This is a genomic window from Streptomyces adelaidensis, assembly GCF_016598475.1.
Taxonomy (GTDB): Bacteria; Actinomycetota; Actinomycetes; order Streptomycetales; family Streptomycetaceae; genus Streptomyces; species Streptomyces adelaidensis.
This window is the reverse complement of the sequence record NZ_JAEMUX010000064.1, coordinates 18427-31762: the sequence shown is the minus strand read 5'-3', so window position 1 is coordinate 31762 and position 13336 is coordinate 18427. Positions and strand designations below refer to the sequence as shown.

General features: G+C 66.2%; 13 protein-coding genes. 3 read left to right on the top strand and 10 right to left on the bottom strand.

Features of this window, described 5'->3' with window-relative positions:
- Positions 1-92: 92 nt before the first annotated feature.
- The 7 genes from I8N67_RS29595 to I8N67_RS29565 all read right to left on the bottom strand — a co-directional run bounded on the left by I8N67_RS29595 (position 93) and on the right by I8N67_RS29565 (position 6690).
- Positions 93-1322, bottom strand: coding sequence for a S8 family serine peptidase (locus I8N67_RS29595; RefSeq protein WP_372443821.1), 1230 nt, complete (start codon positions 1320-1322; stop codon positions 93-95).
- Positions 1323-1412: 90 nt separating this feature from the next.
- A complete protein-coding gene (locus I8N67_RS29590) occupies positions 1413-3182 on the bottom strand; it encodes a WXG100 family type VII secretion target (protein ID WP_200307290.1) in 1770 nt (589 codons plus the stop codon).
- Between the two features lie 2 nt (positions 3183-3184).
- Entirely contained in the window at positions 3185-3625 is a 441-nt protein-coding gene (locus I8N67_RS29585; protein ID WP_200307289.1) for a DUF2563 family protein, read from the bottom strand.
- 475 nt (positions 3626-4100) lie between these two features.
- Positions 4101-4766: a hypothetical protein gene (locus I8N67_RS29580; RefSeq protein ID WP_200307288.1), complete on the bottom strand. Its 666-nt coding sequence runs from the start codon at positions 4764-4766 to the stop codon at positions 4101-4103.
- Positions 4766-5560 carry a hypothetical protein gene (locus I8N67_RS29575; RefSeq protein WP_200307287.1) on the bottom strand — a complete coding sequence of 265 codons (795 nt, stop codon included), beginning with the start codon at positions 5558-5560 and terminating at the stop codon, positions 4766-4768. Before I8N67_RS29575 ends, I8N67_RS29580 begins: the two co-directional genes overlap by 1 nt.
- Positions 5561-5830: 270 nt before the next feature.
- On the bottom strand, positions 5831-6343 hold the full coding sequence (locus I8N67_RS29570) for a hypothetical protein (protein ID WP_200307286.1): 513 nt from the start codon (positions 6341-6343) through the stop codon (positions 5831-5833).
- A gap of 59 nt (positions 6344-6402) precedes the next feature.
- Positions 6403-6690 carry a hypothetical protein gene (locus tag I8N67_RS29565; protein WP_234046498.1) on the bottom strand — a complete coding sequence of 96 codons (288 nt, stop codon included), beginning with the start codon at positions 6688-6690 and terminating at the stop codon, positions 6403-6405.
- Between the two features lie 102 nt (positions 6691-6792).
- On the opposite strand from I8N67_RS29565, the gene I8N67_RS43995 reads away from it, so the two are divergent.
- Positions 6793-7089 carry an integrase core domain-containing protein gene (locus tag I8N67_RS43995; RefSeq protein ID WP_200307285.1) on the top strand — a complete coding sequence of 99 codons (297 nt, stop codon included), beginning with the start codon at positions 6793-6795 and terminating at the stop codon, positions 7087-7089.
- A gap of 617 nt (positions 7090-7706) precedes the next feature.
- Here the strand turns inward: I8N67_RS43995 and I8N67_RS29555 are convergent.
- The 3 genes from I8N67_RS29555 to eccB all read right to left on the bottom strand — a co-directional run bounded on the left by I8N67_RS29555 (position 7707) and on the right by eccB (position 10835).
- On the bottom strand, positions 7707-7925 hold the full coding sequence (locus I8N67_RS29555) for a hypothetical protein (RefSeq protein ID WP_200307284.1): 219 nt from the start codon (positions 7923-7925) through the stop codon (positions 7707-7709).
- Entirely contained in the window at positions 7913-9139 is a 1227-nt protein-coding gene (gene mycP, locus I8N67_RS29550) for a type VII secretion-associated serine protease mycosin (protein WP_372443822.1), read from the bottom strand. Before mycP ends, I8N67_RS29555 begins: the two co-directional genes overlap by 13 nt.
- A 172-nt stretch (positions 9140-9311) precedes the next feature.
- Entirely contained in the window at positions 9312-10835 is a 1524-nt protein-coding gene (gene eccB, locus I8N67_RS29545; protein ID WP_200307282.1) for a type VII secretion protein EccB, read from the bottom strand.
- Between the two features lie 205 nt (positions 10836-11040).
- On the opposite strand from eccB, the gene eccE reads away from it, so the two are divergent.
- Positions 11041-12426, top strand: coding sequence for a type VII secretion protein EccE (gene eccE, locus I8N67_RS29540; protein WP_200307281.1), 1386 nt, complete (start codon positions 11041-11043; stop codon positions 12424-12426).
- The gene (locus tag I8N67_RS29535) at positions 12426-13205 is read left to right on the top strand and encodes a hypothetical protein (protein ID WP_200307280.1); all 780 of its coding nucleotides are present in this window, start codon (positions 12426-12428) and stop codon (positions 13203-13205) included. The genes eccE and I8N67_RS29535 overlap by 1 nt, the downstream gene beginning before the upstream one ends.
- The last annotated feature ends 131 nt before the right edge of the window (positions 13206-13336 follow it).

Below are 13336 nucleotides of genomic sequence, written 5' to 3'. Positions count from 1 at the left end.
GTCAGCCGTCCTTCCTGATTCTGTTTCCTGATCCAACTGTCTTGGCTGAGCGAACAGCACAGAGCCTGAACAGCCCTTTACGGCTGCCGAAGTCACCCGATGCGCCGCGCCCGCATGACCGCTACGCCGACACCACCGATCACGATGGCCGCAGCGGCTGTCCCGAGCGCAATCCACAGGGTGTTGCTGTCATTAGTCGATTCCGCGGCTGATCCTGCCGCCGAGGTCCCGCCGGTGGAACCCTTTCCGGGGGCCTGTGATGCGGTTGACGGAGAGGGGGAGGGAGAGGACGAGGCGGGGGATGCGGAGTTGGCCAGGAGATCTCCGCCATTGTCCTTCGCGAGGGGGTCAACGTTTGCGGCGCCTGCGTCGTAGTTGCGGTCTTCTAGAACCTTGCGTGGGCGGACCATTCCGTAGCCGGCGTACTTGCTCGGAATATCCTTCGCCCATGTGCGGCCAGCTGTGTCGATCAAGGATCGGGTGACCTGGTTCACCGTCCAGTTAGGGTGGGCGGACCAGATCAGGGCGGCGGAGGCTGAGGCGATGGCAGCTGCGGCACTCGTGCCTTGGTCGTCATCGCAGTACGAGCGAAAGCTCTCATCACACCAACCGGGGAAGCCATCACCTGGCGCCGAGAGATCCACATAATTCCCGTACGAAGAGAACTCCGGCACCGTGCCGGATGAGTCCACAGCCGCCACCCCCAGTACATACGGGTACGCGGCCGGATAACCGATCTTCCCCTCGTCTCGGCCCTCGTTCCCAACTGCGGCGATCAACAATTTTCCCTTCGAAGCGGCATACTCAATGGCCGCCTCCTGCTTAGAACTCGGCCCATCCCCTCCGAACGACATACTGATGATTTGCGCGTCTGTGTCAGCTGCCGCCCTGATTGCGTCTACGTCGTCGGGTGTCTTTTGCTTCTCTTCCGACCCGCCCTTCAGGCCCTCGAGTTCGATGCGATAGGGAACGATCTTCGCCCCGGGCGCAAGACCCTGGAGGCCTCCTCCTGATCCCGTACCGGCCATTAGCTCGGCCATGGTCGTCCCATGTCCGTCGTAATCGTCCGTGGCGTGGTACGCGACCGACTTGGGGACTTCCTCGGTCAGGACCTGTCCCCTCAGCGACGGGGTATTTGCGTTCACCCCACTGTCGATGAGAGCAATCTTGATGCCCTTTCCCGTGCTGACCTTCCACATCTGCTCGGCCTTCATTGGCCCCAAGTACCACTGTTTCGACTGGACGTCGTCCGCGGCAGCGCTCGGCGCGAAGCCCACGGTCGCTGCGGCCAGGGCGACGACAACCGCGCTCACAGCGCGCACTCGTCTACCGCAACGCGTTGTGTGGAGGGCGGGCCGCTTGGCTCGTCGGCTGGTCCCTGACTTCATCGTGTTCCGTGTCCTCGCTCGCGCTCAGTTGGCCACCGGCGGCACATTACGCCGCGGGTTGTCGGGCAGGTGAGTCTCTTGGTCTTCGACCCGGCGGTCGGCGCACTGCGATCCCTGGGCGTTTCCGTCGTCACCAGGTGTCCTGCGGCCAGGACCGCGCACGAGACCGGTGCCGCCACGTGTCAGGCCGTTGCGCTCAGCTCCTGCTACGGAGTTGCGTGCGGCCGGCCGACCCGTGACCGCCCCGGATGTTCCCGTACCACCACGAGGGGACGCCGCGCTCGAACTCTGCCGCGCCGTGGACTCGGGCGCTCCGAAAACGCCTCGCCGCCCAGGCCGACCAGTAGCAGGCCGGGCATTGGCTGCTCCCTCGCCACCGACGACCGTGCCGCGAGGAATCCCGGCCCCACCCTTCGGAGAAGCGCCGCCGACGGCCGTGGGCTGTCCCCCAACAACTCCGTTGGCCCGACCGGCCCCGGTCACGGGACCGTTGTTTGCTTTCGGAGCAGTCGTGCCGCCGACCCGCGGCGTACCACCAGTGACCGCTCGGCCCATCTGGGACGACTGCGATCCAGGAGCCATGCCTCTGGCAGTGGGCTGCCCTGTCGAGGTGGCACGTCCCATCTGGTTCATGGGCCCTTGCCCCGTGGACCGCCCCGGACCCGAATTGGTCAAATCGGGCGTGCCCGTGCGCCCTTGAGCCGACGCAGGATTACGAAGACCACCTGCTCCGCCCAGGTTCCGACCTGACGTGCCATTGGAGACCGGCTTCCCGAGGCCGCCCTCAAAGATGCTCGGCTGGCCTCCCCCCGGAGCGGGGGTACCCAATGCCGGCGGAGCCTGGCCGGTCACGGGTGTGGGCGTGGACGGTGGCAGCGTGCCGACGCTGTCGATATTCGTACGGACAGGCTCGTTGGGGTACGTGATGTTGCCCGTGATGTCTTTGGGCTGTGGGTTGTCACTTGTGCTGTACCTGGAGACATCGTTCGTCACCGTCGTCTGATGGTCAAGGACAGATGCCGTTCCGCCACTATGTGAGCCCGTGGCAGACGCCGAAGGCTGATCACTAAACCCCTTTAGAGGCTGGGGAACCCCCAGGTCGGGCATGGCCGTGAACTCCGGCGTCTTATCCTTGGCCGGCAGGGACGCCAGAACTTCTTCGGACACCCCGTAGTACGAAGCCAACCGGTTCATCTGGTTGATCGCCTCTTGGCGGTCCTTCTCCACCCGTACGGCAGTCGCGTACTCGCCCTTGTCCGCGACTTTCTCAGCCTCTGTGAAGTGGTCGGGCCGCTTCCGGCTCGCTTCCGAATCACGAGACGGCATGGCACCGCGCACAGACGCCAGGCCCACGGCGGCAGCAGTGATCTGATCCCCTGCCGCCCCGGCGAAGTCACTCAAGTGATGCGTGTTGGTGACGAGCGAGCCACCCCATTTACGGAAGGCATCACCCGACTCTCCGACCCAGTGAACGTTGTCGATGTGGCCTTCGAGTTCGTCAGCTGCCGCTTTGATGGCGTCGCGCGCATCCCACAGAGCCTTGCCCGAGGATTCCAGATCCTCCGGGTCCGTCTGCTCGACGAGGTCAATCAGCTGATTGAGGTCGAAGTCCCGCTTCTCAAAATCCGTTCGATCCGCGATGGTCCGCCCGAACGAACTATCCACGAAGGCCGAGCGCACCATGCGGTTGAGCAGTCCACCTTGCGGACGGTCCTCAAACCCACGGACGATATCCGTGACACCGTTCTGCCCCTCGACGCGGTCGAAGTCAGCCTCGTACTCTTTGTCAGTCATCGTCACGCCTTCATGCCGGAACGACCGTCATTGGTGCGCTGCTTGCCATCCTGGATCTCCCTGACCTGCCTCTGGATGGCGTAGAACCGCTGACGCAGCTCCTCTTCGAGATTGTCGAAGCCTTGATGCGCACCCTGAACCGCGATGGCCGTCGCCTCAATCTGCAGATGCAGGGTCTTGGACAGGGACGTGAGCTCCTGATGGACCCGGTTGTACTGCGTGTACAAGCCGTCGGCCTCAGGGAAAATGCCATCCGCCCCCGCGCTCAGGGACGTGGACCTGATGGTCTGGGCGCCCACCTTCGTCGGGTTGCCGGCCGACGTCTCAAGGTCGCGGAGAACCGCATCCACCCGCTTCACGAACTTGTCCAGCGCCTCACCACTGGCCTCGAGGTTCGCAGCCCTGGCCGCCGACACACCCCCCGCCATCTCTGCCGGAAGCACGACGCTCCTCCCCGTTTCCCCGTACAGCCATCGACCCCGATACGATCGAGACCTGGCCAACCACTCGCCGTGCGATCGCAAAGCGAGCCGCACCTCACAGTTCGTTTACCACTGTAGTCAACCTGCGCAACCGGGCCAACAGCGATGTGCGTCAGCTCGGTTACGAGACCGATCAGCTGCCACACTTTGCCCGCTTGCCTGTTCGCTGTGAACGGGGTGCACACGACGGCCCGTGCACCAGGCCCGCGTGGCTCTACCCCATGATTCAGCGCCACCACGGACGACGGCGTCTCACTGCTTGCGGTCTTCATCAGACTTACGCAGAAGATCGTTCGCGTCTCTACCTCAACTCCCGTGCGACACAGCTGAAGAGTTGCCCGGGCACGGGAGTGCGCGTCTTCTGCGGTTCCCGCGCAAAGACCCGCGCCCTCGTCGAACAAGCCGTCGCCGCCCGCAAGTCGTCGCAGGGAAACGCTCACTGCACGGCAGCAGGCGGCTCCGCGGGAATCGTCGGCTTGTTCTCGCAGTCCAGGGCATCGGCCATCGCGCGGGCGGACCGCAGGAGGTACTTCATGTGGTCACGGTCCGATGTGCCACTGGTGAGGGTGTCGGTCATGACACCTGCCAAGGGGTTCTCCATCTCCTGCCTCGGCGACGTGCCGGGGATCTTGCACTTGACGTAGACGCTATAATGGATGACTCCCTTATAGCCATCCACCTGATGAAGTTTAACGCCTGAATTAACTGGGGTAATAACCCCTTCCTGCTTTCCCTTCTCCTCGAAATAGAAGGAGAGAGAAGAGGGGCCGAATTCCAGTCTCAGCTCCTTACTCTTACCTGCACCATAAGTGATCATCTTGCATATTTCGGACGACCAATGCTGCTGGTATTCGTCCGAACCCCCATCTTCTAGCTGCTTGTAATGTTGCGCCCGCGCTTCCTTCAGGTCGACGCTGCCCCGGTCCAGGTCATCACCATCAGCAATGTCCGCATGGCTCTCGACCCACTTGACTCCCGAATCTCCCAGGGCTTCCTCGCAACCGTCCGCCGCCGTGGTCGACGGGCTTTCCTCCGTGGTGCAGGACGTCGCCGTCAGGAACAGGGCGGCGGTAGCCAAGGAGACGGCCAAAATTCTCGTCATCAGTATCCTCGAACGTCCTTGGTGTCGCTACGGTCGCGACCCCTGTTGTAAGCATCTTCCGCCTCACTCGACAGGTCCCAAATTTCGTCCTCGGACATGCCGCTCGCCTGCGCGCAATTCAGCAGCGGAATCATGGCGTTGCTCTGGCCTGTATCTCGGGCCTTGTCGATTGCCTGGAGCGCCTCGTCCTTGTTGTCGAACTCGTTCTCCTTCAGCCTGTCGAGCGTCTGGCTCGACATATGGGTCTCCGCCGCCCCGCCGGCCACTTCGAAGGCGAGCGGTACGGCGGTGGCCGCTGCCGCACCGGCCGGGATGACCACGGCGGAGGCCACTCCCACCCCTGTACCGATCACAGCGCCGGCGGCGAAGTCACGCCAGGCCCCCTGCTTCTCCAGCTCCCGGTTGGCAGCTTCCTTCTCGTCGGCGAACTCCTGGCCGATGCTCTCGAACCGGGACTGATCGAGGGTGCCGTGCATCAACATGCTGTGCAGAGCGACCCGCTTCACATCTCCTTCGTCGCCGCCCTGCGCGGCCATGACGCTGGAGCCGTACGCCTGCTGGGCTGCCGACACCGTGTTGTACGCGTCCTCATCAGCGGCCACGGCACGAAGGAAGTTGGTCGTGGTCGTCTCGCCGAAGTCTCGGAGGTGATTTGCATCGGCGCCGAACCGGGCATCGCGCCCGGTCGCATCGCCGCTGCGACCGAAGTCGGCAGCAGAGTAGTTGAGGCTGTCGATGTGACCCGATGCCATCCGTGCCAGGCTGTCACTGATGCCCGGCTGCTTCTCGATCACAGCAGCTGAAGTGTAATTACGAGTTCGAGGAGAATCACCACGCCGACCAGGCGACGGCCGAACAAGCGAACCCGAAACCCCGTACACCCCTTCTGGCCAGCTAATCAGCATCTCCCGCACAACGGGGAACTCACCGTCTCACTCGACGTCGAAACCTAGTACGGCATCCCTGCGCACTCCTTGTTTCGACGCTCTTTCCAGTGTGGGGCGGTGCGCAGGCAAACGGTAAGGGGGAACCCACGGCAAGGCAGCGAGTCAGGGCCCGAAAGCTCACAGCTTGCCAGTGATTACTCCTCGCCAGGTCCACCCCACGCCCAGGATTGTGTCTTGCAGGCGGCCCTTCAGCTCAGAGCTGTCGAAGCCAAACGTCTCGGTCGCTTCGAGGCCGCCGTCTTCGCCCCCGCCCAGCGTCCAGCGTTTCGAGACCGTCTGCACCTGGCCCCGTTGAGCCTCGGCCGCGATGGCCAGTCTGGGGGTGTCGCCGACCCACGTCACCTCGTATTGCTGGTCGAGGGAGCGAACTTCGTTCGTCTCCGGAACCAAACGCATACGGACCTGGAAAACTCGACTCACCTGGGCGCGGACGAAGAAGGTCTGCCAGGCCGGGTCCAGGATGCGCCACTCGGCAACCAAGTCGGCGCCTTCCGCACGGCCGTCCCGGATGACGTACGGGACATCAGGACTGTTGAGGCCGAGCAGGGCCGCCTGGATCTCGGCGGCGGATCGCGGGGCGACACCATCGGCGGGGCGTTTGGTTCCGGTCAGCTTGTCGAAGAGTCCCATGAAGTCAACCTATGAGGGGAGGGTTGCAGGTGCAAGATCTGCCGCTTGCGCCGAACGTGCTACGAAGCCGCGTTGGAGTCCGGGCTGACTGTGCGTACGAAGTCCTGGAAGTCGTGTAGGACAGCAGGGTGTTGGGATGCGGTAGCTGTCAGGACCAGGCGGATCACCACCCGCTCGTGCGGATCGGCAACGTCCAGCATGGACAGGTACACCTGGGACTGAACAAGGTCGCGGGGTACGCCGCCGACAACGGCCGAGACGGCCAGCGTCTGCGTGAAACCGGGCGCGTCTGCGGAGTCGATCTCTCGGCGGCCGGTGACCACAACAGACGTGGCAGCCTGACTCAAGCGCTCCACGGACTCGTGGGCGATGTCGAACAGCGTCGCCGCGTCCGGTCGGTACGCGCCATCGATCGTGATGTTCGCGGCGAATCCGAGACCACGAAGTACATGTCGGACTACCCCGAGCGGTTCGACTCGCTGACCCACGCTCGCGAGTGGTTCGACGCGTTCATCGCGTACTACAACCATGAGCACCGGCACTCGGGCATCGGCTGGCACACCCCCGCCTCCATCCACTTCGGGACCGCCGAGGAGGTCCGCGACCAGCGCGCGCTCACCCTCGCCGAGGCATACGCCCGCCACCCCGAACGCTTCGGCCGCCGCCCCCGACCACCACGGATACCCCAGACCGCGTGGATCAACGACCCGGCCAAGCGCCGGGAACCCGCACCACAAACCTCATAGCGTCACGACCGTCTCACTGGACTTGAAATCTTCCGCTTGGCGGCGAGGCGGCCACCGGGTCGCGTGACATCAGTATCAGGCTGACCGCGAGCAGGCTCAGACCAGAGCCCCCAGCCAAGGAAGCCGCAGTTTTCACGGTATCCGTCCCATCGCTGCTGTTCTTCGCCGCAGGGCTTCCGGCAAGACATCTGGCGCTTCACACTATTGGCCGTGTGACAACTCATCGGTAGAGGTCAGCACTCCCCGCCCTCCACCTCCACAGCAAGCCGATACGCTCGATAAGTCAGCGTCCCTGGCCCACCGGTGATGCGGCGTGTGGTCGTCCTCTTTCGACCGAACGCGTTCGATGTGCGTACAGAACACGACGCCCGCGCCGTTCCCCTTGACCGTGACGTAGGCGTCGGAGTCGGTGTTGGCGTCAGCCGGTTCGGCGTCCACGCCCAACGGCGGGGCATCGCCGCCGCCGTTCTGGGCCACCTTTCTCCTTGATGAGGGTCCCGTAGTCATCGAAGTAGAAGGAGTCGCCCGCCTCGTCATTCCGGCAAATCCACCGTCCGGGTCGTCCGTGGCCCCCTGCACCGCAGTGGTCAGCCCGCTGTCGTCCACGACGCGTCGTCTTAGCCGCCGAAGCCCTGGATGGCCAGATAGATACCAAGGCCGGCCGCGGTGACGAAAAGGATACGGGCGGCTGTGAAGGCCGCATCGGGTAGGTCCTCAGCCGATGGGTTGATGCGGGAGCGCCAGGCGCGTACTCGGTCCGCCTTGATGCAGGCCATGGCCAGCAGTAGGGCGGACAGGACCAGGCCCAGCACGTTCAGTTGGGTCAGCGTGTCCATGCGTCGTCTCCCGGGCGCCGCTGCCTGCGTCGTGTGTCGCGTACCGCTACCGCCGTGCCGCTCAGGCCCGCCACCAGTACCAGGCCGCCTACGGCCACATATGTCGCCAGGCGGGTGTTCCGTTCCTCCGCGGACTCGCCGAAGTGCAGGGGAGTGACCGCGGGTGCCTCGCCCTTGGCCACGCCGTCCTCGGGCTTCGGGCTTTCGACCGGGTGCTCCGGGTCCACGTCTGTCAGGGCTTTGACGGGGTCGATCACGCCCCAGCCGACCAGGCGGTCGTGGCCGGGGATCGAGCGTTCCGCGGTCTGCTCGATCTGGGCGACGATCTGCTGGGCTGTCCATTTCGGGTACTTGGACTTCAGGAGGGCGGCCACACCGGCCACGTACGGCGCCGAGAAACTCGTACCGTTGTCGGAGCAGTGGCCGCCGCCGGGGACTGTGGAGATCATGTCGACGCCGGGGGCTGCGACTCCTACGAATTCCCCTGACTGTGAGAAGGATGCCCGTTCGTTGTTGCGGTCGGAGGCCGCCACCGCCAGGACTCCCTCGTACGACGCCGGGTAGGTGACCTTGACGTTGCCGCCCAGGCCGTCGTTGCCTGCCGAGGCGACGACCACGACGTTGCTCTCGAGGGCGTGCTCGACGGCTTGCTCAAGCCTCACGTCGGGTTTCACGGCGTTGGCCGTGTCCTGAGAGATGTTGATGATGTCGGCACCCACGTCGACCGCGTGGCGGATCGACGACGCCAGGGTGAGGGCCGTTCCGTCGCCCTCCGCGTTGTTCTGCTTAATGGGAATGATCTCGGCGTCCGGGGCCATGCCCACGAAACCGGTCCCCTTCAGCGGGCGGGCCGCGATGATGCCGGCCACGCGTGTGCCGTGGCCCACCGTGTCGGTGGTGCCGCTGCCGTTGCCGCGGTCGATCTTCTCGCCCTTGGCGTTCTTGACGGGAAGGTAGTTCGCGCCCTCGGCGGCGTCCACGGCCTCCGTGAGCTGGCGGTTCTTGACGTCCACACCGGTGTCGATCACGGCTACTTGTACGTTCTTGCCCGTGGACAGGGCCCACAACTGGTCGAGGTTGACGCGTTGCAACGCCCAGGGGCGGCCCGCGTAGTTCTTCGACGGAAACGTGCACTGGCCGCTGTCCGCCCAGGCGGACGTCGCAGGCCAGGCGACCACCGAGGTGGCGGCGATCAGCGTGGTCGCGGCGGCCAGGGCCCCCGGCCTCGCGCTCCAGCCGCTCCAGCCGCTCCGGAGCTCCCGCGCTCCCGCGCTACGCCGGCTCCGCTCATTCAGCGCCCGCTCGTTCGGCCTGGCGAGCGCCTTCACCCTCGTCTTCACCTTCACCTTCACCCTCGCCATCGCGTCGCTCTCCTCCGACCCGCGTCTACGAGCCCTGCGGCTGCCGCGCCGCCGCCTCCGACAGGCGCGGGCCGGTCGGCAGGAATGTCGACCACTCGGCGGGAACCGGCGAGGGGGTCACCTTCTCGTAGCCGAGCCGGGTCTGAGCGATCTTCGCCTCGGTCAGCGCTTCCTCACGCTGCTTGGCGGAGGTGCCGATGCCCTCGTCGTCGGTGGCGCTGTCGCTGTTGGACTGCAGGGCATAACGCAGACCCGTGTCCGTGACCAGGAACACGCCGCCTGCCGCCGTCTCCGTGCCCTGGAACTGGCGGTAGAGCTGGCCGGAGCCGGGGGTGACGTACGCGCTGGAGGAACCGGTGGGCAGTTGAGCGGGGAAGTCGGTGCCCACCCAGGTGGACAGCGTCGTCTTCCCCTTCGAGCCGACCGAGAGGAGGACGTTGCAGACGGTGTTGCGGCCCGAGGCGGCGCTGGCGCCGTCGTTCACCGTCTTCGGCTTGAACGCCGGCCAGGTCTTGTCCGCCTCGAAGGTCGTGCTGTCGGTGACCGCGCCGGGGTGCACCTGTTGCGCCTCGCCCGCCTGCCCGACGTCGACAAGGTCACGGCTGTTGAGCAGCAGCGTGGCGACGAACTCGGAGATCCGGGCCACCTCGCCCTGCAGCACCACGTAGTACTGCATCCGCTGGCCGTCGTATGCCTTGATGACCTCGCCGACCTTGTCGTACTGCTCGAGGCCGGTGGAGGCGTTCGCCTTCACGCCGGGTGTACCGTCGATCTCCGGGATGGAGATCGGGTCGCCCTTGTGGAGGGTGTCGAGCCATTCCTGGGAGACTCGCTGCGGTTCACGCCCCTGGGTGTCGAGGGCTTTGAGCAGCTCGGTGTCGGTGGAGTCGGCCAGTTGGTACGCGGTGCCCTGGGCATCGACCACGTATTGCGTCTTGTCGTCCGGGCCGACGACGTACATCAAGTCGCCTCCGGAGAGCTTGTTGGAGCCTCCCGTCTTGGAGAACTCCTTCTTGGCCAGGACGAACGCGGCGTTCTGGATGGCGCGGCCGCCGTCACCGGGACGCTCGCACACAGCCCAGCGCTTGGCGACCTCGGCCTCGTCGGCGGAGGGCAGGCGGTCGGGGGCGTAGGGGATCCCGATCGTGGCGCCATGCGGCGGCTTGCCGCTGTCCAGGATCTTCTCGTCGACGGTGATGACGCCGGCCTTGGCGGGGTCCAGGAGCAGCTTGGCCGACGCCATGTTGAGAACCGGATGCAGCTGCTCTCGACCGTCCGTCTTCAGCACCACGTACCGGGTGGTGGAATCGCTCGCCACGATGACGTGCTCCTCCGCCTTGGCCCAGCCCTTGGGTGCCGTGGGGCTGAACACACCGATGCCGCCGAAGACCGCGAGGATCACCACACCGACGACGGCGCCGGGCCACAGCGCACGCATCGGCCTCGGGGCGCCTTCCTCCGAGCCCGACGGGGATGGCTGAAGGAAGGACGCGAGCGTACGACGCTTCGCGAAGGTGTAGCCGCTGAGTTCTTCCCGCCGTGATGCCATCTGTGTCCGCTCTCTCCTGTGCGGAGCCATGGGGGGGACCTGTGAAGATCCGTCCCCGTCCTCGATCGCCTCTGGTGCCTAGGCTGTCAGAGCCGCCCCCTACTATGCCTGTTGCGTGACTGTGCTGATGGCACGGGCAGGGTACTCAGGCTTTGAAAGGCCCTGAGCGCAGGGAATTTCGGGAGAGTTCGGGGGTTTTGGAGTAATGGCTTCCGCAACACGGGCCCGGTCGCGTTCGCAATCAGGACCGCGATCGGGTGGCGCGCGCCGGTCGCGTTCGCACGGTTCGTCTTCCCCTTCTCCAACTGCGCGGCCGGGAGCGGCGCCTGCCGCCTCCGCGTCGTACCGGGGGTCCGTCTCGCCCCATCTGAAGTCCCACTCGGGGCACGGGGGCTCGTTCGCGGTGCAGCGTCTGGTGATACTGGAGATGGCGGCCGCCCTCGTGGTCGCCGGATGGCTTGTCGGTACGGCCGCACTCATTCCAGCGGTCGCCGCTGCCGCCGTGCTGGTCGCACTCGCTCTCGTACGACGCCGCGGGCACTCCCTGCCCGAGTGGTTGGGCTCGATGCTGGCGCTGCGGGCCCGCACGCGCAGGGCCGCGAGCACGCCGGTGCCCCCGGGGACCGATTCCGGCCTCGCACCTGCTGTGGAGTGTGATCCGAGACTGCGGACGTACAGCTTCAACCGCGGCGAGCGCCGCGATCAGCGGCCGGTCGGCATGGTGGGCGACGGAGGATTCCTCACCGCGGTGCTCCAACTGGAGTCGGACGCCGGTGCGCTGCGCGCCGAGCGCAGTCGCCGTCCGTTGCCCGTCGCGCTCGTGCAGGATGTCCTCGAAGTCGACGGAATCCTGCTGGAGTCGGCACAGATCCTGGTGCACACGCAGCCGGCGCCCGCGCTGCATCTCCCCCAGCAGTCGGTGGTGGTGAGCAATTACGCACCGCTGCAGGCCCAGACGGGCGCTCCCGCGGTGCGCATCACATGGATAGCGCTGAAACTCGACCCCGAGTTGTGCCCGGAGGCGGTCGCCGCGCGCGGCGGCGGACTCCGCGGTGCGCAGAAGTGTCTGGTGCGGGCGGCGGAGCACCTGGCCAGTCGACTGACCGGCGCCGGCTTCCGGGCCAATCTCCTTACGGAGGAGGAGCTGACGGCCGCCATCGCCACCTCGGCGTGCGCCAACCCGATGGCTACCGCGCAGGCCGCGCAGACCGGGCTGGACGAGACGCCGCAGCGACGGACCGAGGAGTCCAGCCGCAGTTGGCGCTGTGACAACCGCCGGCACACCACGTACTGGGTGCGCCGCTGGCCTCAACTGGGCGGTTCCGGCACCTCGCTGGCACAGTTGGTGGCACATCTGACCGCGGTTCCCGCTCTTGCGACGACCTTCAGTCTGACGCTGGCCAAGGGCGGTCGGCAGGACGTGACCATCACAGGTCACTTTCGCATCGCCGGTCGCAGCAATCAGGAGCTGACCGACGCGCGGCGTGAGCTGGAGCAGGCCGCGCGACAGGCGCGGACCGGGCTCGTGCGTCTGGACCGTGAGCAACTCCCCGGCGTTCTCGCCACCCTGCCGCTCGGAGGTACCCGCTGATGACCACCAGGGCATCGGCCTCGCCGGCACCCGGGTCCGTGGCGGAAGGCGCTCCGGAGGCCACGGGCCTCGGGCAACGGTTGCGCACCGGGTTCGGGCTGCTGGGTCCCAAACACCCGCGGCACAGGCTGCCCGTGGAGCAGGTGGGCGCGCTCTCCCTGCCCATCGGAGACGACGGTGTGGTGGTGGGTGTCGACCAACAGGGCCAGCCCGCCGTCCTCGGGGTCAACCGTCCGACCCCGTTCGACGTCGTCCTCATCGGCGGTCTGTGGACGGCCCAGGTCTTGGCGCTGCGCGCGGCGGCGACAGGGGCACGCGTCGCCGTGGAGACGGCACGGGCACAGGCCTGGATGCCGTTGGTACACGCGATGGGTGGCGGGCAGAACGGTCTTGCCGTGTACGACGTGGGACGCGTACCCCCACAGGGCGCGTCGGCCGGGACCCCGGTGCTGGTGGTGCGTGACTGCGGTATGCGGCCGCCACGCGGACGCGTGACGTCCGCACCCTGGCAGTCCGTTCTCACGCTTCTTCCCTATCTGAGTCCGGTCGCACCGCGGTTGATGCGCCAGGCCCGTCTCGTGGGCGTACAGCGGGTGTCGCCGGACGAGGCCACGGAGATCGGGCGCGTGATAGGGCTGCCGCGCCCCGAGATCCGGTCCCTGCCGGGACTGCAGGACGGCATCACGCTGTGGTGCACGGAGCGGGACCGGCAGTACGTGATGACGCAGGCCACAGACGCGGAGACCGGTCTCCTGGGTGTGGCACGTCGCATGGACTGAGCCGCCCGTTCAGGACGAGGCCGGCGAGTGAAGACCAAGCCGGGGACCTATGTCCAAGTTACTCCGCTTTTTGGCTAGTTGTGCGATTCGCGGAAGCCGGTCGGGAGAGACGGGCCTGACGGGTCCGCGCT

Excerpts from the sequence above, each read along its gene's own strand:
- I8N67_RS29590 (WP_200307290.1), bottom strand. The coding sequence starts at position 3,182 with ATGACTGACAAAGAGTACGAGGCTGACTTCGACCGCGTCGAGGGGCAG.
- I8N67_RS29580 (WP_200307288.1), bottom strand. The coding sequence starts at position 4,766 with ATGACGAGAATTTTGGCCGTCTCCTTGGCTACCGCCGCCCTGTTCCTG.
- I8N67_RS29570 (WP_200307286.1), bottom strand. The coding sequence starts at position 6,343 with ATGGGACTCTTCGACAAGCTGACCGGAACCAAACGCCCCGCCGATGGT.
- I8N67_RS43995 (WP_200307285.1), top strand. The coding sequence starts at position 6,793 with ATGTCGGACTACCCCGAGCGGTTCGACTCGCTGACCCACGCTCGCGAG.
- I8N67_RS29555 (WP_200307284.1), bottom strand. The coding sequence starts at position 7,925 with ATGGACACGCTGACCCAACTGAACGTGCTGGGCCTGGTCCTGTCCGCC.
- eccB (WP_200307282.1), bottom strand. The coding sequence starts at position 10,835 with ATGGCATCACGGCGGGAAGAACTCAGCGGCTACACCTTCGCGAAGCGT.
- eccE (WP_200307281.1), top strand. The coding sequence starts at position 11,041 with ATGGCTTCCGCAACACGGGCCCGGTCGCGTTCGCAATCAGGACCGCGA.
- I8N67_RS29535 (WP_200307280.1), top strand. The coding sequence starts at position 12,426 with ATGACCACCAGGGCATCGGCCTCGCCGGCACCCGGGTCCGTGGCGGAA.